We start from the raw sequence: 18,758 nt of genomic DNA, 5'->3' as shown, positions 1-18,758 counted from the left end.
CGCGCCGGGCCGCCCCAAGGGCGGACTGCGCCCCCCTCGGGGGGCAGCGCGTACACGCAGCGACGAGCGTGGGGGTTCATGCTCCGGACTTGGTCACCTCGTCGGGCAGGTCGGCACCATGGAATTTCTTGTAGATCGCGTTGAGCTTGCCGTTCTTGAGGTTGGTGCGCACCCAGGCATCGACCTTCGCCTTGAGCTTGTCCTCGCCCTTGCGGAAGCCGACGGCCAGCATGTTGACCTTCATCACGAACTTCGTTTCCATCTGCTTGGCCGGGCTCTTGTCGTTGATGGCCTTGAGCAGCGGCGGCGCGGTCGCGAAGATGTCGGCCTGGCCGCTCACGATCGCGGTGATGGAGGTCGCATCGTCGTCGAAGCGCACGATGGTCGCGTCCTTCGGCAGGATCTTGGTGACTTCCTGGTCATTGGTCGTGCTGCGCGTGGCGATCACCTTCTTGCCCGACAGGTCGGCCGCGCTCTTGATGTTCATGCTCTTGGGCGCGCCCACCACCGCCGAGATGCCGGCGTAGGGGACCGAGAAGTCGACGACCTTTTCGCGCTCGGGCGTGATCGACAGGCTGGAGATCACGATGTCGGCCTTGTCGGTCTGCAGGAACGGGATGCGGTTCGCGCCCGTGGTGGGCACGATCTCGAGTTCGAGCCCCAGGTCCTTCGCGAGCAGTTGCGCGGTCTCGACGTCGGAACCGGTGGAGTTGAGCTTGTCGTCCTTCATGCCGTAGGGCGGCACGCCGAGGTCGATCGCGACGCGGATCTTCTTGGCGGCGGTGATGCTGTCGAGCTGGTCGGCGTGGGCAGTGATGCCGAAGCCGAGCGCCGAGCCGGCGAGCATCAGGCCCGACAGCAGCAGGTGAAGGCGGCGTTGTTGAAAGCGGTTCATGTCTCTTGATCCTTGTGGTTGCGTGGGAAGAAAGGCGTTGAAGGCGCGGTCCGCTCAGAGACCGTTGCCGAGAAACTGGCGCAGTTCGGGCGTCTTCGGATCGGCCAGCATCGAGGCATCGCCCTCCTCCCAGACCTGTCCCTGGTGCATGAAGATGATCTTGTCGGCGACACCGCGGGCAAAGGCCATTTCGTGCGTCACCAGCACCATGGTCATGCCCTCTTCGGCGAGCTTCTCGATGACCTTGAGCACTTCGCCGGTCAGCTCGGGGTCGAGCGCCGAGGTGACCTCGTCGAACAGCATCACCTGCGGCTTCATCGCGAGGGAGCGGGCGATCGCGACCCGCTGCTGCTGTCCACCCGAGAGCTGCTCGGGATAGGCGGCGGCCTTCTCGGCCAGGCCGACGTGTGCCAGCACCTCCATCGCGACGGCCTTCGCGTCGGCCGCGTTCATCCGCTTGACCGAGGTCAGGCCGAGCGTGATGTTCTGCAGCACCGTCAGGTGGGGAAACAGGTTGTAGCTCTGAAACACGATGCCGACGTCGCGGCGCAGCGCGCGCACGTCGAGCGCCGCATGGTGCACCGCGTGTCCGCAGACATCGATGCGGCCGCTGTCGACGCTCTCGAGGCGGTCGATGCAGCGCAGCGCCGTGCTCTTTCCCGAGCCGCTCTTGCCGATGATGGCCACCACCTGGCCCTTGGTGACCGAGAACGAGACACCGCGCAGCACATGCAGCGCACCGAATCGCTTGTGGACCTGGTCGAGTTCAACCACGGCTTGCATTGAGTTTCCTTTCGAGCCCGCGGCTCCAGCGCGACAGCGGATAGCACATCGCGAAATACAGCAGCGCCGCGCCACCGAAATAGATGAAGGGCTGGAAGGTCGAGTTGTTCAGCACCTTGGCGTTGTACGAGAGCTCGGCGAAGCCGATGACCAGCGACGCGATCGAGGTGTTCTTGATGATCTGGACCATGAAGCCCACGGTCGGCGGCGTGGCGATGCGCAGCGCCTGCGGCAGCACCACCTTGACCATGCGCTGCCAGCGCGTGAGGCCGATGCACTCGGCCGCTTCCCACTGGCTCTTGTGCACCGACTGGATGCAGCCGCGCCAGATCTCGCCGAGGAAGGCGCTCGAATAGAGGGTCATCGCCAGCGCCGCGGCGACCAGCGCGGGGACCGAGCCGATGCCGAGGATGTTCGGCCCATAGAAGCACAGGCCCATCAGGACCAGCAGCGGCGTACCCTGGATCACCTGGATGTAGGCGCCCGCAGCCACGCGCACGGCGCGCACCGAAGCGATCCGCGCCAGCGCCACGGCGAGGCCGGCGAGCCCGCCGGCGATGAAGGTCAGCACCGACAGCTCCAGCGTGCCGATCGCGCCCAGCAGCAGGTAGGTGAGTTGTTCGTGCGTCATAGCGGCGTGCCGAGCTTGCGCCGGCGCGTGAAAACGATCTGGCCGAGGAGCCAGAAACCCAGCCGCATCAGGTACGACAGGGCCAGGTACACCGCCCACAGCACGAGGAAGATCTCGAAGTTGCGGAAGGTGTCGGACTGGATGCGGTTGGCGATGCCGAGCAGTTCCTCGGCACCGATCGAGGACATGATGCTCGAGGCCAGCATCAGCAGAACGAACTGGCTGGTGAGCGAAGGATAGACGCGCTCCACCGCGGGCCGCAGGATCACGTGCCAGAACACCTGCAGCTTCGACATGCCGAGGCAGTCGGCGGCCTCAAGCTGGCCCTTGTGGATCGACTCGATGCCCGCGCGGATGATCTCGCAGGTGTAGGCACCGATGTTGATCACCAGCGCCAGCACGGCGCCGACCATGATCGGCATCGTCACGCCCACGCTCGACAGGCCGAAGATCAGGAAGTAGCTCTGGATCAAGAGCGGCGTGTTGCGGATCCCTTCCACATACACGCCGACCAGCCGGCGCAGCCATTCATGGCGGCTGCCGCGTCCGACCGCGCAGAGCGCGCCGAGCCCGAAGCCGATCACGGTCGACAGGAACGACAGCTGCACCGTGACCCACGCGCCCTCGAGCAGCAACGGCCATTGCGCCAGCACGGACGCGAAATCGAACTGATACTTCACTGTCGTTCCGGGGGCGTTTTCAGAGCTTGAAGGCGACCACGTCCTGGCGCTGCTCGCCCAGGCCTTCGATGCCCAGGGTCATCACGTCGCCCTTCTTCAGGAACACGGGTTGCGGCTTCATGCCCATGCCCACGCCGGGCGGCGTGCCGGTGGTGATGATGTCGCCGGGCTCCAGCGTGTTGAGCTGGCTGACGTAGCTCACCAGCTTGGCGACGTTGAAGATCATCGTCCGGGTGTTGCCGGTCTGCACCCGCTTGCCGTTGAGGTCGAGCCACATCGCGAGCTTCTGCGGGTTGGGCACTTCGTCGCGCGTGACCAGCCAGGGGCCGATCGGGCCGAAGGTGTCGAAGCCCTTGCCCTTGTCCCAGGTCAGGCCGCGCTCGAGCTGCCACTCGCGTTCGCTGACGTCGTTGATGACGCAGAAGCCCGCCACGTAGTCGAGTGCATTCTTTTGCGAGACATAGCGCGCGCGGGTGCCGATCACCACGCCGAGCTCGACCTCCCAGTCGCCCTTGACCGAATTCTTCGGCAGCATGACCGGGTCGTTCGGCCCCTGGATGCAGCTGACGGCCTTGGTGAAGACCACCGGCTCCTTGGGGATCGGCATGCCGGATTCCGCCGCGTGGTCGGCATAGTTCAGGCCGATGGCGATGAACTTGCCGACGTTGGCGACCGGGCAGCCGAAACGCGGCTTGCCACGGACCAGCGGCAGCTTGTCGACCTTGAGCTTGCGCAGCTTGGCGAGCACCGCATCGCCCAGCTGGTCGGGACCGATGTCCTGGACCACCGCGCTGAGGTCGCGCAGCTTGCCTTGGTCATCGACCAGGCCGGGCTTTTCCTTGCCGGGATTGCCATAGCGAACGAGTTTCATGTTGTCCTTTCTTTCAGATCAATAGGTGGAGCGGCCGCCCGACAAGTCGAACACCGCACCGGTGGAAAACGAGCAATCTTCGGTGCAGAGCCAACCGACCATCGCAGCCACCTCTTCCACCGTACCAAAGCGGCCCATCGGAATCTTCGAAAGCATGAAGGCGATGTGGTCCGGCGTCATCTGGTCGAAGATCGCGGTCTTCACTGCCGCCGGCGTGACGCAGTTGACGCGGATGCCGGTGTCGGCCAGTTCCTTGCCCAGCGACTTGGTCAGCGCGATGACGCCGGCCTTGCTGGCGCTGTAGGCGCTGGCGTTGGGGTTGCCGTCCTTGCCCGCCACCGAGGCGATGTTCACGATGCGGCCGTAGCCTTGCGCGCGCATCTGCCCCACGACTTCGCGGCAGCAGATGAAGACGCCGGTCAGGTTGACGTCCATGACCTGCCGCCAGGCATCCACCGGATAGTCCCAGAGCCGCATGTTGGGGCCCGTGATGCCGGCGCTGTTGACCAGCGCATCGATGCGGCCGGCCTGCGCCAGCGTGGCGGCGACGGCCTTCGCGACCGAGGGCTGCTGGCTGACGTCGACCGCGAGCGCAAAGGCCTTGGCACCGAGCGCCCATGCAGCCTTGGTGGCAGCCTCGCCGTCGCGGTCCCAGACCGTGACGCTGCCGCCCGACGCCAGCAGCCGCTGAGCGATGCCGAAGCCGAGGCCCGTCGCGCCGCCGGTGATCACCGCGTGTCGGCCGGCGAAGTCGAGCCGGTTCATATCGTGATGCCGCCGTCGACCGTGAAAGCCTGCCCGGTCGCGAACACCGACTCGTCGCTCGCGAGGAACACCACCACGGGTGCGATCTCCTCGGCCCGGGCGAGCCTGCCCATGGGCTGGCGCGCAATGAAGGCCTTGCGGGCCTCGTCAGGGTCGGCATTGGCGTTGATGCGGTCGCCGAGCGACGGCGTGTCGACCGTGCCGGGGCACACCGCATTGCAGCGGATGCCCTTGGTCACGTAGTCGGCGGCGACGCTCTTGGTGAGGCCGAGCACGGCCGCCTTGGTCGTCCCGTACACGAAGCGGTTGGGCAGCCCCTTCATGCTCGAGCAGACGCTGGCCATGTTGATGATGCTGCCGCGCCCGGCGGCGAGCATGCCGGGCAGCACGGCCTGGATGGTCCAGAACTGCGCCCGCACGTTGAGGTGGAAGGCGAACTCCAGATCGGCATCGCCGGCATCCAGCACCGTGCCGTTGTGCACCACGCCGGCGCAGTTGAAGAGGACGTCGAGCGCCGGCAGCGTCTTCACGAACGACGCGATGGCGGCCTTGTCGAGCACGTCGAGCTTCGCGGTGCGGACGTTGGCGACGCCGGCATAGCGTTCGAGCAGCGTCTCGTTCACGTCGGTGGCCCAGACCTGGGCGCCTTCGGCCGCGAGTGCGATCGCGCTGGCGTAGCCGATTCCTTGCCCGGCGGCGGTGACGAGCGCCGTCTTTCCTTGGAGTCGCATGGAATGTCCTTGTGATGATGTATTCGGCGCGCCGGGGCGTTCAGGGTTTCGCCCGATGGCCGCGAAGCGGTGCGGACCGTATTCTGAATTGGCCTTACCACTTGTCCAATTAAGGACAACCCTTAAACTTTCGAAACTCCTGTGCCGCTGCAGACCCTCGAACCCAAGCGCCTCTACCGCCAGATCGCCGACCAGTTGCGCACGCTGATCGCGAAGGGCGAATTCGCCGTGGGCGCGCGCCTGCCCGCGGAGCGCGACCTGGCCAAGCAACTGGGCGTCAGCCGACCCTCGGTGCGCGAGGCGCTGATCGCCCTCGAAGTCGAAGGCCGGGTCGAGGTGCGCACCGGCTCGGGCGTCTACGTGCTCGACCGCTCGAAGCGGACGGCGGCACCGGACGAGGTGCTGGGCTGGGGTCCGCTCGAACTGATCCGCGCCCGTCGCGTGATCGAGGGCGAGACCGCCGCGCTCGCCGCCCTCTCGGCCAAGCGAGCCGATCGCGACGCCATCGCTCGCGCACTCGACGAGATGCGCGAGCTCGCCGCACGCGGCGTGATGCCGCTCGACGCCGACCGTGCCTTTCACGTCGCCATCGTGCAAGCCAGCGGCAACGCAGTGCTGACCGAGACGGTGCAGGGCTTTCTCGATTCACGCAGCGGCCCCCTGTTCAAGCGCCTCGGCGGCTACTTCGAGACGGACAAATCCTGGCAGAGCGCGATCGCGGAACACGCCGCCATCCAGGCCGCCATCGTGGCGCGCGACCCCGACGCCGCGCGCGCCGCAATGCACGAACACATGGACCGTTCCCATCAACGGTTCAGCGTGAGTTGGCGCCGGGCAAAACTATGAGCTCGCCCCCAGGTTGCCCGGCACTTCGTGTCCGGGCGCCCACCCCCTGCCGGGGGCAACACCAGAGGCCCGGCAAAGCCGGTTCCTCGGTGTTCCACCGACGGGCCTGGCTGCGCCGGCCGGGGCTGGTCTTTCTCCCTCTCCCAGGCCGCGCACGGCGCAGTAAGAAACTGACAAGGATCCCCACATGAACCCCTTCATCCGACTCCATCCGGCCGACGACGTCGTCATCGCCCGCTCCCAGCTGCTCGGCGGCACGCAGGTCGAGAACGTGACCTCGCGCGGGCTGATCCCGCCCGGCCACAAGATCGCCGTGCGCGCCATCGCGCCGGGCGCGCCGGTGCGCCGCTACAACCAGATCATCGGCTTCGCGAGCAAGCCGATCGCGCCCGGCGAGCACGTGCACACGCACAACCTCGACATGGGCCCCGACAAGGGCCACTTCGAGCGCGACTACGCCTTCGGCGCCGACGTCAAGCCCGCACCCGCGCGGCGCGAAGCCACCTTCATGGGCATCCGCCGTGCCGACGGCCGGGTCGCGACCCGCAACTACATCGGCGTGCTGACCAGCGTGAACTGCTCGGCCACGGCCGCGCGCGCCATCGCCGACCACTTCTCGCGCAAGACCAACCCGGGCGCGCTGGCGGACTACCCGAACGTCGACGGCGTGGTCGCGCTCACGCACGGCACGGGCTGCGGCATGGACACCGGCGGCATGGGGATGCAGATCCTCGAGCGCACGCTCACGGGCTATGCCACGCACGCCAACTTCGCGGCGGTGCTGGTGGTCGGGCTGGGCTGCGAGGCCAACCAGATCAACGCCTGGCTGGCGACCGGCAATCTCAGCGAAGGCGAGAACTTCCGCGTCTTCAACATCCAGGACACCGGCGGCACGCGCAAGACGGTCGAGAAAGGCGTGGCGCTCATCCACGAGATGCTGCCGCGCGCCAACGCGGTGAAGCGGGAGCCGCTGAGCGCGGCCCACATCACGATCGGACTGCAGTGCGGCGGCTCCGACGGCTACTCGGGCATCAGCGCCAACCCGGCGCTGGGCGCGGCGGTCGACCTGCTGGTCGCGCACGGCGGGACCGCGATCCTGTCGGAGACGCCCGAGGTCTACGGCGCCGAGCACCTGCTGACGCGCCGCGCGGTCCGGCGCGAAGTGGGCGAGAAGCTGGTCGAGCGCATCCGCTGGTGGGAGCACTACACCGCCATCAACGAAGGCGAGATGAACAACAACCCCTCGCCCGGCAACAAGGCCGGCGGGCTCACGACCATCCTCGAGAAGTCGCTGGGCGCGGTGGCCAAGGGCGGCACCAGCAACCTCGAGGCGGTGTACGAATACGCCGAGCCCGTGACCGCGCACGGCTTCGTCTACATGGACACGCCCGGCTACGACCCGGTGAGCGCGACCGGCCAGGTGGCGGGCGGCGCCAACATGATCTGCTTCACCACCGGCCGCGGCTCGGCCTACGGCTGCGCGCCCTCGCCCTCGCTCAAGCTGGCGACCAACTCGGCGCTGTGGCAGCGGCAGGAAGAAGACATGGACATCAACTGCGGCGAGATCGTCGAAGGCACGGTGTCGATCCAGGAAATGGGCCAGCGGATCTTCGAGCTGGTGCTGGCGACCGCATCGGGCGAACCCTCGAAGAGCGAGCGCCACGGCTACGGGCAGAACGAGTTCGTGCCCTGGCAGGTCGGCGCGGTGATGTAGGGCCATGGCACCAGCGATGCAAGCACCCTTCGGCGCGCTCGACGGCACGGGCTTCGAAAAGCTCGATCCGCGCTTCAACCGCCTGGTGCCCGGGCCCGAGCAGGTCGAACGGCTCTGGACCGGCGCACGTTGGTGCGAGGGCCCGGCCTGGTTCGGCGCCCATCGCATCCTCGTCTGGTCCGACATCCCCAACAACCGCATGCTTCGGCTCGACGAGCGCAACGGCACGGTCGCGGTGTTCCGCGAGCCGGCTAACCATTCCAACGGCAACACGGTCGACCGCCAAGGCCGGCTGGTCAGCTGCGAGCACCTGACGCGGCGCGTGACGCGCACCGAGCACGACGGCAGCCTCACGGTGCTGGCCTCGCACTGGCGTGGCTTGCGCCTGAATTCGCCCAACGACGTCGTGGTGCACTCCGACGGCGGCATCTGGTTCACCGACCCGAGCTACGGCATCCTGAGCGACTACGAAGGATCGAGCGCCGAGAGCGAGATCGGCGCCTGCAACGTCTACCGCATCGATCCCGCAAGCGGCGCGGTCGAGCTCGTCGCGGACGATTTCGTCAAGCCCAACGGACTGGCTTTCTCGCCCGACGAGTCGATGCTCTACATCGCCGACACCGGCGCCAGCCACGCCGCCGACGGGCCGCGCCACATCCGCCGCTTCGCGCTCGCGAGCGATGGCCGGCGCCTGGGCGCGGGCAGCCTGTTCGCGGAATGCACCAACGGCTTGTTCGACGGCTTCCGGCTCGACACCCAAGGCCGCATCTGGACCAGCGCCGCCGACGGCGTGCACGCCTACGACCCCGATGGCAGCCTGATCGGCAAGATCCTGCTGCCGGAGCGGGCCGCCAACGTCTGCTTCGGCGGCCCCAAGCGCAACCGGCTCTTCATCTGCGCCACCCGTTCGCTCTACGCCATCACCCTCAACGCCAAGGGAGCTTGAACCACATGTCGACCACACTGGACCCCGGCACCCTTCGAACACAGGTCGCCCGCATCCTGGCGGCGGCGGGCAGCGCGCCGCCCGAGGCCGAGCAGGTCGCCGCCAACCTGGTGCTGGCCAACCTCAGCGGCCACGATTCGCATGGCGTCGGCATGCTGCCGCGCTATGTCGACGCGGTGGCCGAAGGCGGACTCGTTCCCAATGCCTCGGTGAAGATCAATCTCGATGCCGGCGCGATGCTCGCGCTCGATGGCCAGCACGGCTACGGGCAGATCGTCGGCGTGCAGGCGATGGAACTCGGCATCGCGCGTGCGAAGCAGCTCGGCAGCTGCATCCTGTCGCTCGCCAGCGCGCATCACCTGGGCCGCATCGGCCACTTCGCGGAGATGGCGGTGGCCCAGGGCCTGGTGGCGATGCACTTCGTCAATGTGCTGTCGCGGCCGGTGGTCGCGCCCTGGGGTGGTGGCGATGGCCGCTTCGGTACCAACCCCTGCTGCATCGGCGTGCCGCTCGCGGGGGCCGAGCCCTTCATCCTCGACTTCGCGACCAGCCGGGTGGCGCAGGGCAAGATGCGCGTGGCCTACAACAAGGGCGAGCGCGTGCCGCCCGGACACCTGATCGACGAGCACGGCGCGCCGACCGACGATCCCGGCGTGGTCGTGGTGCCGCAGAGCAACGGCCTCTTCGGCGCGTTGATGACCTTCGGCGAGCACAAGGGCTATGGCATGGCCGTGGCCTGCGAACTGCTCGGCGGCGCGCTGACCGGTGGCGGCACCTGGCATCGTCCGGCCGACACCGCGCGCACCGTGCTGAACGGCATGCTGGTGGTGCTGATCGACCCCGCCAAGCTCGGCACCCAGGCCAGTTTCGAGCAGGAGGCGAAGGCCTTCATCGACTGGCTGCGCCAAAGCCCGGCGGGGGCTGGATTCGATGCGGTGCAGATCGCGGGCGAGCCCGAGCGAAAGGCGCGCGCGACGCGCGAACGCGAGGGCATCTGGCTCGACGACGCGACCTGGGGCGAGATCGTGGAGGCGGGACGGAAGGTCGGTGTCACGGTCGGCTGAGCGCGCCGACCACCAACTGTTTCAATGTCGTCGCAGCCGGGCCTCGGGCTTGCGCTATGGTTTCCCCAACGCGCCTCAACGCTTCAAGGAATCGACCATGAACACTGTCCGTCAACGCTTCATGCGCGTCAGCGCCATCGCCCTGCTGCTCGGCAGCGCGGGCCTGGCGCAGGCCCAGTCACTGGACATGCTCAAGGGGCTGGCCGGCGGCGCGTCCGGCTCGATGGCCTCGGGCAGTCTCGGCAACGCAGCCGGCGTGATCGAGTACTGCCTCAAGAACAACTACCTGAGCGTCGATGGCGCCTCGGGCATCAAGGACCAGCTGATGGGCAAGATCCCGGGCGGCAAGCCGGCCTCCGACCCCGGTTACGTCGACGGCTCCCAGGGCATCCTGACCACCAGCGACGGCAAGAAGATGGATCTGACCGGCGGCGGCCTGAAGCAGGAAGTCACGCGCAAGGCCTGCGACTTCGTGCTCAAGCAGGCCAAGGGGATGTTGTAGGCCCCCGCGGCCCGGCGCCGGCCCGGGCACGCCGCGAAAGCACGCGCCGACTCAGCCGATGTCGAACCGGTCGAGGTTCATCACCTTGGTCCATGCCGCCACGAAGTCATCGACGAACTTCGCCCCTGCGTCCGCGCTGGCGTAGACCTCGGCGACGGCGCGCAGTTGCGCGTTCGACCCGAACACCAGATCGGCGCGGGTCCCGGTCCACTTGAGCTTGCCCGACTTGCGGTCGCGCCCTTCGAACGCATCGCTGCGTCCCGCGACCGGCTTCCACTCCGTGCCCATGTCGAGCAGGTTGACGAAGAAGTCGTTGCTCAAGCTGCCCGGCCTGGTGGTGAAGACACCTTGCCGGGACTGCCCGACATTGGCACCGAGCACGCGCAGGCCACCGACGAGCACCGCCGTCTCCGGCGCAGTCAAGGTCAACAGTTGCGCCTTGTCGAGCAGCAGCACTTCCGCGGGAACGCTGTAGCGGCCCTTCGCGAAGTTGCGGAAACCATCCGCGTAAGGCTCCATCGGCGCGAACGAGGGCACGTCGGTCTGCGCTTGCGAGGCATCCGTGCGCCCCGGCGTGAAGGCCACGCGGATCTCCCGGCCGCCGTCGCGGGCAGCCTGCTCCACGCCCGCGTCACCGGCCAGGACGATCAGGTCGGCCAGAGAGATCCTCTTGCCGCCGCTCTGGGCTGCGTTGAACTCGCTGCGGATGCCCTCGAACACCTGGAGCACCTTGGCCAGTTGCTCGGGCTCGTTGACGGCCCAATCCTTCTGCGGTGCCAGGCGAATCCGTGCGCCGTTCGCACCGCCGCGCATGTCGGAGCCGCGGAAGGTGGATGCCGACGCCCAGGCCGTCGAGACGAGCTGCGCCGGGGTCAGGCCCGAGGCCAGCACCTTCTTCTTGAGGGCCTCGACATCCTGCGCTTCGACCAGGGGATGGTCGACTGCGGGGATCGGGTCCTGCCAGATCAGTTCTTCGGCGGGTACCTCCGGCCCGAGGTAGCGCGCGCGCGGCCCCATGTCGCGATGGGTGAGCTTGAACCAGGCGCGGGCGAAGGCGTCGGCGAACTGGTCGGGGTTCTCCATGAAGCGCCGCGAGATCTTTTCGTAGGCCGGGTCGAAGCGCAGCGACAGGTCGGTCGTCAGCATGGTCGGCACGAGCTTCTTCGACGGATCGAAGGCATGCGGGATCGTCGCGCCGGCGCCCTTGGCGACCCACTGGTGCGCACCGGCCGGGCTCTTCGTCAACTCCCACTCGTAGCCGAACAGGTTCCAGAAGAAGTTGCTGCTCCACTTCGTCGGCGTGGTGGTCCAGGTGACTTCCAGGCCACTGCTGATCGTATCGGCGCCGCGACCGGTGCCGAAACTGCTCTTCCACCCGAGGCCCTGGTCCTCGATGCCGGCGGCTTCGGGTTCGTGCCCGACATGGCTCGCCTCGGCCGCGCCGTGCGTCTTGCCGAACGTGTGGCCGCCGGCGATCAGCGCCACGGTTTCCTCGTCGTCCATCGCCATGCGGGCGAAGGTGTCGCGGATGTCCTGCGCCGCGGCCACCGGATCGGGCTTGCCGTCCGGTCCTTCGGGGTTGACATAGATCAGACCCATCTGCACCGCAGCGAGCGGGTTCTCGAGGTCGCGCGCATGCGCCACCTGGCTGTCGTCGTCCTTCGGGAGCACGGCGTGGCCCTCGTCGACGCCGGGCGACCCTTTCGAGTAGCGAAGGTCGCCACCGAGCCACGTCGACTCGCGACCCCAGTACACGTCCTGATCAGGCTCCCACACATCGGGGCGTCCGCCGGCAAAGCCGAAGGTCTTGAAGCCCATGGTTTCGAGCGCGACGTTGCCCGTGAGGATGATCAGGTCGGCCCACGAGATCTTCCTGCCGTACTTCTGCTTGATCGGCCAGATCAGGCGGCGCGCCTTGTCGAGGCTCACGTTGTCCGGCCAGCTGTTCAGCGGCGCGAAACGCTGCTGGCCGCGGCCGGCGCCCCCGCGCCCATCGCCGATGCGGTAGGTGCCGGCGCTGTGCCACGCCATGCGGACGAAGAAGGGACCGTAGTGACCGAAGTCGGCCGGCCACCAATCCTGCGAGTCGGTCATCAGGGCGGCGAGGTCCTTCTTCACGGCGGCCAGGTCGAGGCTCTTGAATTCCGCCGCGTAGTCGAAGCCCTCGCCCATGGGATCGGACTTCGACGAGTGTTGATGAAGCAGATCCACGCGCAACTGTCCGGGCCACCAGTCACGGTTGGTCGTGCCAGTCCCTGCCGCCTGGCTGAAGGGGCACTTCGCCTCTGTCTTTTCGTTGCTCATCCTCGAACTCCTCTGTTCTTTTTCAAGTGTGAAAGGAGTTGGATTCTGTGGCAGAACCGGCATGGCTCGAATAGGGATTGCCGATCTCGCCCATAGCGCGCGCCGGCGCCCCCCTGGGCGCCGGAATCGGCTCACCGCCTCAAAGCATCAGCGCGACCGAGGCGTCCAGATATTCGGAGGGCGCACGCCGGAAGCCGGAGCGCGCAAAACGCTGCAGCCGCCCGACCACGAAGGCCGTGAGCGCAGAGGCCCGCACCTGGGCATCGACACTCGGCGTGGCCGATCCATCGACCGCCGCCGCGCCGCGCAGGGCCTGGCGCAGCGTCGCCTCGATCTTGTCGAAGAACTGGTTCATGCGGTTCTGCAGGCGCTCGTTCTCGAACACCAGCGCATCACCCACCATCACGCGGGTCATGCCGGGGTTCTTCTCGGCGAACTGCACCAGCATCGTGACGACGTGCGCAGCCTGCTCGTGGCCCGGGGCGTCGCGCTCGACGATCTGGTTGACCAGCGTGAAGACGCTCTGCTCGATGAAGTCGATCAGCCCCTCGAACATCTGCGCCTTGCTGGCGAAATGGCGGTACAGGGCGGCCTCGCTGACGTCGAGCCTGGCAGCGAGTGCCGCCGTGGTCACGCGCTCGGCGCCCGGCTGCTCCAGCATGGCCGCCAGGGCCTGGAGGATCTGCACGCGCCGTTCGCCCGGCTTGGGGCGCTTGCGGGTCGGTGCGGCCACCGGTTCTGAAGTGCTTGTGGCGCCGGAGGCGCTCGGCTCATCATCGTTCTGCATGGGCGCGTGCAAAATGTAAAAAAATGATTCTCGCACACGGACGTGAGCGGGCGCCAACCGGGCAAGCCCTGCTTGTCGCGCAGAATCGACAGACATTTTCGACCGAATGGCGAGAGAGACGATGAACAAGACCATCCTCGTGACCGGCGGCGCCGGATTCATCGGCAGCCACACCTGCGTGGCGCTGGCCGAAGCGGGCTACGCGCCGCTGGTGCTGGACAACCTGGGCAACAGCGACCTGCGGGTGCTCGACAGGCTGGCGCGCATCAGTGGCAGCGCGCCGCGCTTCATCGAAGGCGACGTGCGCGACCGGGCGCTGCTCGACCGGCTCTTTGCCGAACAGCCGATCGCCGGCGTGATCCATTTCGCCGGCCTCAAGGCCGTGGGCGATTCGGTGGCCGACCCGATCGGCTATTACGACAACAACGTGCACGGCAGCTTCGTACTCGCCGCCGCGATGCAGGCGGCCGGCGTGCGGACGCTGATCTTCTCGTCCTCGGCCACCGTCTACGGCGAGCCCGACCGGTCGCCGATCCCGGAAGACGCCCCCACGCGGCCGGCCAGTCCCTATGGCCGCTCGAAGCTGATGGTCGAGGAAGCGCTGGGCGACCTGCAGCGCTCGGACCCGAGCTGGCGCATCGCGCTGCTGCGCTATTTCAATCCGGTGGGCGCGCATGAGAGCGGCCTGATCGGCGAGCACCCCCAAGGCAAACCGAACAACCTGATGCCCTTTGTCTGCCAGGTCGCGGTGGGCCTGCGCGACAGGCTCGCGGTGCACGGCGGCGACTACCCGACACCCGACGGCACCGGCGTGCGCGACTACGTGCACGTGATGGACCTGGCCGAGGGGCATGTGGCGACGCTGCGCCATACCGAGCGGCAGCCGGGGCTGACCACCCTGAACCTGGGCACCGGCCGGGGCGTCTCGGTGCTCGACGTGGTGAAGGCCTTCGAACGGGCCAGCGGCCGGCGCATCGCCTACGAGATCGGCCCGCGGCGCGCCGGCGACGTGCCGGCTTGCTGGGGTGATCCGTCGCTGGCCGAGGCCACGCTAGGCTGGAAGGCCGGGCGCGGGCTGGACCAGATGTGCGCTGACAGCTGGCGCTGGCAGCAAGCGAATCCCAGAGGTTACGAGGACTGAGCGCCGTTACCGGGCGCGAATCATCGTGCCGTAAGCCTGGTCGGTGAGGATTTCGAGCAGCATCGAGTGGGGCACCCGGCCGTCGATGATGTGGACCGCGTTGACGCCGCTCTTGGCGGCATCGAGCGCGCCTTCGATCTTCGGCAGCATGCCGCCGGAGATGGTGCCGTCGGCAAACAGCTCGTCGATCTCCCGGGCACTGAGGTTGGTCAGAAGGTTGCCGTTCTTGTCGAGCACGCCGGGCGTGTTGGTGAGCATCATGAGCTTCTCGGCCTTGAGCACGATCGCCAGCTTGCCGGCGACGACGTCGGCGTTGATGTTGTAGCTCTCGTTCTCCTCGCCGAAGCCGATTGGGCTCACCACCGGGATGAAGGCGTCGTCCTGCAGCGCCTTGACCACGCTCGGGTCGATCGAGACGATGTCGCCGACCTGCCCGACGTCGTGGTGCAGGTTGGGGTCGTTGCGATCGGCCATCTTGAGCTTCTGGGCCCGGATCAGGCCACCGTCGCGCCCGGTCAGGCCCACCGCCTTGCCGCCGGCCTGGTTGATCAGGCCCACGATGTCCTGCTGCACCTCGCCGGCCAGCACCCACTCGACCACTTCCATGGTTTCGGAGTCGGTCACGCGCATGCCCTGGACGAAATGGCCGGTCTTGCCGAGCCGTTTCAGCGCCGCCTCGATCTGCGGGCCGCCGCCGTGCACCACCACCGGATTCATGCCGACCAGCTTGAGCAGCACCACGTCCTCGGCGAAATCGGCCTGCAACTCGGGGTCGGTCATGGCATTGCCGCCGTACTTGATGACGATGGTCTTGCCGTGGAACTTGCGGATGTAAGGCAGCGCCTGGGCCAGGATCTCGGCCTTGTCGCGCGGGGGGATGTTGAGCACAGGATCGGTCATGTCAGAGCGATGGAAAGAGCAGAACCTGGATTGTGGCGGAACTGCACGCCACCCGGCCGGCGAAGCCAGGCCCGTTGGTGAAACACCGCGGAACCGGCTTCGCCGGGCCGCCGGTGTTGCCCCCGGCAGGGGGCTGAGGGCCGCGGCTCCAAGCCTGCCTGCGCAGGCTTGGACGGCCCAAAGAGCCGCTGCCTCTGGCAGCGACTCGAGGCGCGCTACACGCAGTGAGCCCAACCTGGGGGCGAGCAACAGTCACGGCCGCAGCCAGCGCGGCACCTTGAACCGCACGATCATCAGGTAGGCCGCCACGTAGGTGGCGACGAACAGCGCGCAGAAGGCCATCAGCACCGGCGTGTTGTTCCAGAACAGCACCGCCGGCACCACGGTCAGCGCGGCGAAGATCCAGAGGTAGGGCGAGGTACGGTTGTTGCGGGCCAGCAGCTGCCGCGCCTCGTCGTCTGCAAAGGCCACGCGCACGATGCGGCGGAAGATCAGCTGGTGGAAATGCAGCGCGTCGGCGGTGCCCGGCGACTGGCCGCGCGCCAACTTGCGGTAGATGGAGAACAGCGTCTCCCACACCGGGTAGATCAAAAGCAGCATCGGGAACCATGGCGACACCACCCGGTGCCGCTGCACCAGCGTCACCGCGGCCACCGCGATCACCATGCCCCAGACGTAGGCGCCGCCATCGCCGGCAAAGATCTTGCCGCGCGGGTAGTTCCAGATCAGGAAGCCCAGCGTGGCGCCGACCAGGCAGATCACCATGGCGGCGAGCTGACGGTCGCCGACCTGCAGCGCGACGTGGGTGATCGCCAGGCAAACCAGCACCGCGACCGTGCCGGCCAGGCCGTTGTAGCCATCGATGATGTTGAAGGCATGCGGCAGGCCGCCGATGGCCAGCGCCGCGAACAGGATGGCGGCGTAGGGCATGGCCTGCAGCCAATCATCGACCGTGGCGATGCCGGTGCGCGCCAGGCCCAGGTTCAGCACCCAGCACAGCAGCAGCGCAGAGCCGATCGTGAGCCCGAGCCGGTAACGGACCGAGACCCGCTGGGTCACGTCCTCGATGATGCCGCCGATCACGGCCGGGGCGATGCACAGCAGCGTCAGCGCCGAGGCCTTGAGCGGCCAGGACACATTGAACGGATCCGGCCCGACGCCCGCGACCAGCCACGCGACCCCGGTGCCGATGAAGATGCCGGCCCCTCCCAGCCGGGGCACATGCCCCTTGTGGAAGCGCTGCGGCATGTCGGCGGCGTAGCGCCGCGCATGCCGACGGGCGCGGCGCATGAACACCTGCACGGCGAAGACGGAGACAAGGAAACTGATGACGATCAGGGCAATCATGGGGTGTTGGCGGGAACCCTAGAATTCCCGAGCGAAATTAGACCATGCCGATGCCCCCCCTTCCCCCTCCCGCCCTCACGGTGTCGATCGTGAGCCACGGCCAGCTCGACCTGGTGCGCCCGCTGATCGAGGAACTCGACCGCTTCAGCCGCGGCATGGTCGCCAAGGTCGTGCTCACGATCAACATCCCCGAGGCCGACGCGCTGGCCGGCCTGCAGTGGGGCTTCGAGGTGGAACGGATCGAGAACCAGGCTCCCAAGGGCTTCGGCGCCAACCACAACCAGGCTTTCCGGCGCTGCGCGACACCCTGGTTCCTGGTGCTCAACCCGGACATCCGCTTCGACCGCGACATCCTGGCGCCGCTGGTCGCGCAGGCGCGTCCGGACAGCGGCCTGCTGACACCGCGCATCCTCGAGCCCGGCAAGGCCGAGCCCGAGCAGCACCGGGCCCTGATCACGCCGCGCGAGATCCTGGTGCGCCGCCGCCCGGACTACGCCCGCCCCGCGGTGCCGCACTGGATTCCGGGGCTTTTCATGCTGTTCCGCAGCGACGCCTACCGCGAGATCGGCGGCTTCGACGAGCGCTTCTTCATGTACGGCGAGGATTTCGACATCTGCGCCCGCACGCAACTCGCCGGCTGGAAGCTGCAGGTGGCCGAAGACCTGCTGGTCCTGCACGATGCGCGGCGGGCCAGCCGGACGAGCCACAGGCACCTCTACTGGCACCTGACCAGCCTGCTCAAGGTGTGGAGCTCGCCGGCCTTCTGGCGCTTCCGCAGCGCGCTGCGCAACGCTGCTCAGGCCCCGGTCCGGTAGAGCCTGCGGAAGCCGCGGATCAGCGGCAGCTTGGTGGCGGCGCCGATCGCCCGGACCATGCCGGGGGAGCTGTGCGAGAGCAGGAACCTCGTCAACCGCAGCTTGGCCTTGGCTCGCCAGCCCACATAGGGGTTGGTCAGCACAAGGCGGGCGTATTCGTCCAGGTGGGCGAACATCTCCTCTCGGTACTCGCTGTCGAGCTTGACCGCCTCGATTGCATCGTCGACGAAATGCTTGCCGAATCTCGGCATCAGGTAGTCGCGAAGGAAGAAACGCCCGCGCCGCGGCTGGTCGGGGAACATGTCGGCGAGCTTCTTGAAGTAGCGAAAGCGGCTGCGGACCATGCGGATGCTGAAGGACGTGCTGTCGGTGTGGATGCACCAGACCGTGACGGCGCGGTCGACGAAGTAGTTGCCGTAGCCCTTGCGAAACACGCGCAGGAACAGGTCGTCATCCTCGAAGCCCATGAACTGGGGGTCGAAGCCGCCCACCGCCTCGAACGCCACCCGGCTCACCAGTGCCGCCGACGGCAGCACGAGCATGTCATGGCGCAGCAATTCGAAGATGTTGGTCTTGGGATGGCTCGCTGTAGGCTGTTTCACGAGCGCCGTGCGCACCACGTTGCCGTCCACGTCGGCCTCGTACAAGTCCGCGTAAACGAAGCCGAAGCGCGCGTCACCGGCGGGAATTGCATCGGCCAGGATCTCGATGTGATTCGGAAGATAGAAATCGTCCTGGTCGAGAAAACAGAGGAATGCCGAGCTCGACGCGGCCACGCCGGCGTTGCGCGCCGAACCCTGGCCACCGTTTTCCTTGTCGACGATCCGGAACGGATAGCGCAGCGCGAGCACGCCGAGCGCCTCGCGCTCCTCGGGGCGCGAGCCGTCGTTGACCACGACGACCTCGTCGGCCGGCACCGTCTGGTTGAAGACGCTCTTGACCGCACGCTCGATGAAGTCGGCGCCGTTGTAGAACGGGATGACGACGACGACCGAAGGCCGGGCAGCGGGAGTGGAATCGTTCTTGGCGGGCATCC

General features: G+C 67.5%; 19 protein-coding genes. 7 read left to right on the top strand and 12 right to left on the bottom strand.

Going from position 1 to position 18,758, the window contains the following annotated elements; genetic code table 11:
• Positions 1 to 76: 76 nt before the first annotated feature.
• The 7 genes from AC1D2O_RS25365 to AC1D2O_RS25335 are packed head-to-tail and all read right to left on the bottom strand — an operon-like array spanning position 77 to position 5,356.
• Complete coding sequence (locus AC1D2O_RS25365; RefSeq protein ID WP_478158105.1) at positions 77 to 895, bottom strand: transporter substrate-binding domain-containing protein; 819 nt, start codon at positions 893 to 895, stop codon at positions 77 to 79.
• 54 nt (positions 896 to 949) lie between these two features.
• Positions 950 to 1,678, bottom strand: coding sequence for an amino acid ABC transporter ATP-binding protein (locus AC1D2O_RS25360; RefSeq protein WP_478089625.1), 729 nt, complete (start codon positions 1,676 to 1,678; stop codon positions 950 to 952).
• Complete coding sequence (locus AC1D2O_RS25355) at positions 1,662 to 2,309, bottom strand: amino acid ABC transporter permease (RefSeq protein WP_478158104.1); 648 nt, start codon at positions 2,307 to 2,309, stop codon at positions 1,662 to 1,664. Before AC1D2O_RS25355 ends, AC1D2O_RS25360 begins: the two co-directional genes overlap by 17 nt.
• Positions 2,306 to 2,989, bottom strand: a complete 684-nt coding sequence (locus AC1D2O_RS25350) for an amino acid ABC transporter permease (protein ID WP_478089623.1) — start codon at positions 2,987 to 2,989, stop codon at positions 2,306 to 2,308. The genes AC1D2O_RS25355 and AC1D2O_RS25350 overlap by 4 nt, the downstream gene beginning before the upstream one ends.
• A gap of 19 nt (positions 2,990 to 3,008) precedes the next feature.
• Positions 3,009 to 3,860, bottom strand: coding sequence for a fumarylacetoacetate hydrolase family protein (locus tag AC1D2O_RS25345; protein ID WP_478089622.1), 852 nt, complete (start codon positions 3,858 to 3,860; stop codon positions 3,009 to 3,011).
• An 18-nt stretch (positions 3,861 to 3,878) separates the two neighbouring features.
• Positions 3,879 to 4,625 (bottom strand): SDR family NAD(P)-dependent oxidoreductase, encoded by a 747-nt coding sequence (locus AC1D2O_RS25340; protein WP_478089621.1) that lies wholly within the window; start codon positions 4,623 to 4,625, stop codon positions 3,879 to 3,881.
• Positions 4,622 to 5,356, bottom strand: a complete 735-nt coding sequence (locus AC1D2O_RS25335; protein ID WP_478089620.1) for an SDR family oxidoreductase — start codon at positions 5,354 to 5,356, stop codon at positions 4,622 to 4,624. Before AC1D2O_RS25335 ends, AC1D2O_RS25340 begins: the two co-directional genes overlap by 4 nt.
• 141 nt (positions 5,357 to 5,497) lie before the next feature.
• On the opposite strand from AC1D2O_RS25335, the gene AC1D2O_RS25330 reads away from it, so the two are divergent.
• The 5 genes from AC1D2O_RS25330 (at position 5,498) to AC1D2O_RS25310 (ending at position 10,428) form a co-directional block, all read left to right on the top strand.
• Positions 5,498 to 6,202, top strand: coding sequence for a FadR/GntR family transcriptional regulator (locus AC1D2O_RS25330; protein WP_478158103.1), 705 nt, complete (start codon positions 5,498 to 5,500; stop codon positions 6,200 to 6,202).
• 187 nt (positions 6,203 to 6,389) lie between these two features.
• Positions 6,390 to 7,916, top strand: a complete 1,527-nt coding sequence (locus AC1D2O_RS25325) for a UxaA family hydrolase (protein WP_478158102.1) — start codon at positions 6,390 to 6,392, stop codon at positions 7,914 to 7,916.
• A 16-nt stretch (positions 7,917 to 7,932) separates the two neighbouring features.
• The gene (locus AC1D2O_RS25320; protein ID WP_478158101.1) at positions 7,933 to 8,862 is read left to right on the top strand and encodes an SMP-30/gluconolactonase/LRE family protein; all 930 of its coding nucleotides are present in this window, start codon (positions 7,933 to 7,935) and stop codon (positions 8,860 to 8,862) included.
• A 5-nt stretch (positions 8,863 to 8,867) separates the two neighbouring features.
• Positions 8,868 to 9,926 carry a malate/lactate/ureidoglycolate dehydrogenase gene (locus tag AC1D2O_RS25315; protein WP_478087782.1) on the top strand — a complete coding sequence of 353 codons (1,059 nt, stop codon included), beginning with the start codon at positions 8,868 to 8,870 and terminating at the stop codon, positions 9,924 to 9,926.
• 97 nt (positions 9,927 to 10,023) lie between these two features.
• Entirely contained in the window at positions 10,024 to 10,428 is a 405-nt protein-coding gene (locus AC1D2O_RS25310) for a YjjA family protein (protein ID WP_478087780.1), read from the top strand.
• 51 nt (positions 10,429 to 10,479) lie between these two features.
• On the opposite strand, the gene katG is transcribed toward AC1D2O_RS25310, so the two are convergent.
• Both katG and slmA read right to left on the bottom strand, forming a co-directional pair.
• A complete protein-coding gene (katG, locus tag AC1D2O_RS25305) occupies positions 10,480 to 12,732 on the bottom strand; it encodes a catalase/peroxidase HPI (protein WP_478087778.1) in 2,253 nt (750 codons plus the stop codon).
• A 139-nt stretch (positions 12,733 to 12,871) separates the two neighbouring features.
• Positions 12,872 to 13,519, bottom strand: a complete 648-nt coding sequence (slmA, locus tag AC1D2O_RS25300; RefSeq protein ID WP_478087777.1) for a nucleoid occlusion factor SlmA — start codon at positions 13,517 to 13,519, stop codon at positions 12,872 to 12,874.
• 121 nt (positions 13,520 to 13,640) lie between these two features.
• On the opposite strand from slmA, the gene galE reads away from it, so the two are divergent.
• Positions 13,641 to 14,660 (top strand): UDP-glucose 4-epimerase GalE, encoded by a 1,020-nt coding sequence (galE, locus tag AC1D2O_RS25295; RefSeq protein ID WP_478087776.1) that lies wholly within the window; start codon positions 13,641 to 13,643, stop codon positions 14,658 to 14,660.
• A gap of 6 nt (positions 14,661 to 14,666) precedes the next feature.
• Here galE and argB read toward each other — a convergent pair whose 3' ends face one another.
• A complete protein-coding gene (argB, locus tag AC1D2O_RS25290; protein ID WP_478158100.1) occupies positions 14,667 to 15,560 on the bottom strand; it encodes an acetylglutamate kinase in 894 nt (297 codons plus the stop codon).
• Between the two features lie 252 nt (positions 15,561 to 15,812).
• On the bottom strand, positions 15,813 to 16,907 hold the full coding sequence (locus tag AC1D2O_RS25285) for an MraY family glycosyltransferase (RefSeq protein ID WP_478087773.1): 1,095 nt from the start codon (positions 16,905 to 16,907) through the stop codon (positions 15,813 to 15,815).
• Between the two features lie 44 nt (positions 16,908 to 16,951).
• On the opposite strand from AC1D2O_RS25285, the gene AC1D2O_RS25280 reads away from it, so the two are divergent.
• Positions 16,952 to 17,722: a glycosyltransferase family 2 protein gene (locus AC1D2O_RS25280; RefSeq protein WP_478087772.1), complete on the top strand. Its 771-nt coding sequence runs from the start codon at positions 16,952 to 16,954 to the stop codon at positions 17,720 to 17,722.
• On the opposite strand, the gene AC1D2O_RS25275 is transcribed toward AC1D2O_RS25280, so the two are convergent.
• Positions 17,704 to 18,756, bottom strand: coding sequence for a glycosyltransferase family 2 protein (locus tag AC1D2O_RS25275; RefSeq protein ID WP_478087770.1), 1,053 nt, complete (start codon positions 18,754 to 18,756; stop codon positions 17,704 to 17,706). The two genes, AC1D2O_RS25280 and AC1D2O_RS25275, sit on opposite strands and share 19 nt — an antisense overlap.
• Positions 18,757 to 18,758 lie beyond the last annotated feature (2 nt).

It is taken from the genome of Variovorax sp. P1_G12 (genome assembly GCF_056405555.1).
The sequence above is the reverse complement of the archived record's forward strand: the minus strand, read 5'-3'. Positions and strand labels throughout refer to the sequence as shown.

Bases quoted from the DNA above. Each gene is read 5' to 3' on its own strand.
- AC1D2O_RS25285 (WP_478087773.1), bottom strand. From the start codon at position 16,907: ATGATTGCCCTGATCGTCATCAGTTTCCTTGTCTCCGTCTTCGCCGTG.
- slmA (WP_478087777.1), bottom strand. From the start codon at position 13,519: ATGCAGAACGATGATGAGCCGAGCGCCTCCGGCGCCACAAGCACTTCA.
- AC1D2O_RS25345 (WP_478089622.1), bottom strand. From the start codon at position 3,860: ATGAAACTCGTTCGCTATGGCAATCCCGGCAAGGAAAAGCCCGGCCTG.
- katG (WP_478087778.1), bottom strand. From the start codon at position 12,732: ATGAGCAACGAAAAGACAGAGGCGAAGTGCCCCTTCAGCCAGGCGGCA.
- galE (WP_478087776.1), top strand. From the start codon at position 13,641: ATGAACAAGACCATCCTCGTGACCGGCGGCGCCGGATTCATCGGCAGC.
- argB (WP_478158100.1), bottom strand. From the start codon at position 15,560: ATGACCGATCCTGTGCTCAACATCCCCCCGCGCGACAAGGCCGAGATC.
- AC1D2O_RS25360 (WP_478089625.1), bottom strand. From the start codon at position 1,678: ATGCAAGCCGTGGTTGAACTCGACCAGGTCCACAAGCGATTCGGTGCG.
- AC1D2O_RS25340 (WP_478089621.1), bottom strand. From the start codon at position 4,625: ATGAACCGGCTCGACTTCGCCGGCCGACACGCGGTGATCACCGGCGGC.
- AC1D2O_RS25325 (WP_478158102.1), top strand. From the start codon at position 6,390: ATGAACCCCTTCATCCGACTCCATCCGGCCGACGACGTCGTCATCGCC.
- AC1D2O_RS25355 (WP_478158104.1), bottom strand. From the start codon at position 2,309: ATGACGCACGAACAACTCACCTACCTGCTGCTGGGCGCGATCGGCACG.
- AC1D2O_RS25310 (WP_478087780.1), top strand. From the start codon at position 10,024: ATGAACACTGTCCGTCAACGCTTCATGCGCGTCAGCGCCATCGCCCTG.
- AC1D2O_RS25320 (WP_478158101.1), top strand. From the start codon at position 7,933: ATGCAAGCACCCTTCGGCGCGCTCGACGGCACGGGCTTCGAAAAGCTC.
- AC1D2O_RS25365 (WP_478158105.1), bottom strand. From the start codon at position 895: ATGAACCGCTTTCAACAACGCCGCCTTCACCTGCTGCTGTCGGGCCTG.
- AC1D2O_RS25335 (WP_478089620.1), bottom strand. From the start codon at position 5,356: ATGCGACTCCAAGGAAAGACGGCGCTCGTCACCGCCGCCGGGCAAGGA.
- AC1D2O_RS25280 (WP_478087772.1), top strand. From the start codon at position 16,952: ATGCCGATGCCCCCCCTTCCCCCTCCCGCCCTCACGGTGTCGATCGTG.
- AC1D2O_RS25315 (WP_478087782.1), top strand. From the start codon at position 8,868: ATGTCGACCACACTGGACCCCGGCACCCTTCGAACACAGGTCGCCCGC.
- AC1D2O_RS25275 (WP_478087770.1), bottom strand. From the start codon at position 18,756: ATGCCCGCCAAGAACGATTCCACTCCCGCTGCCCGGCCTTCGGTCGTC.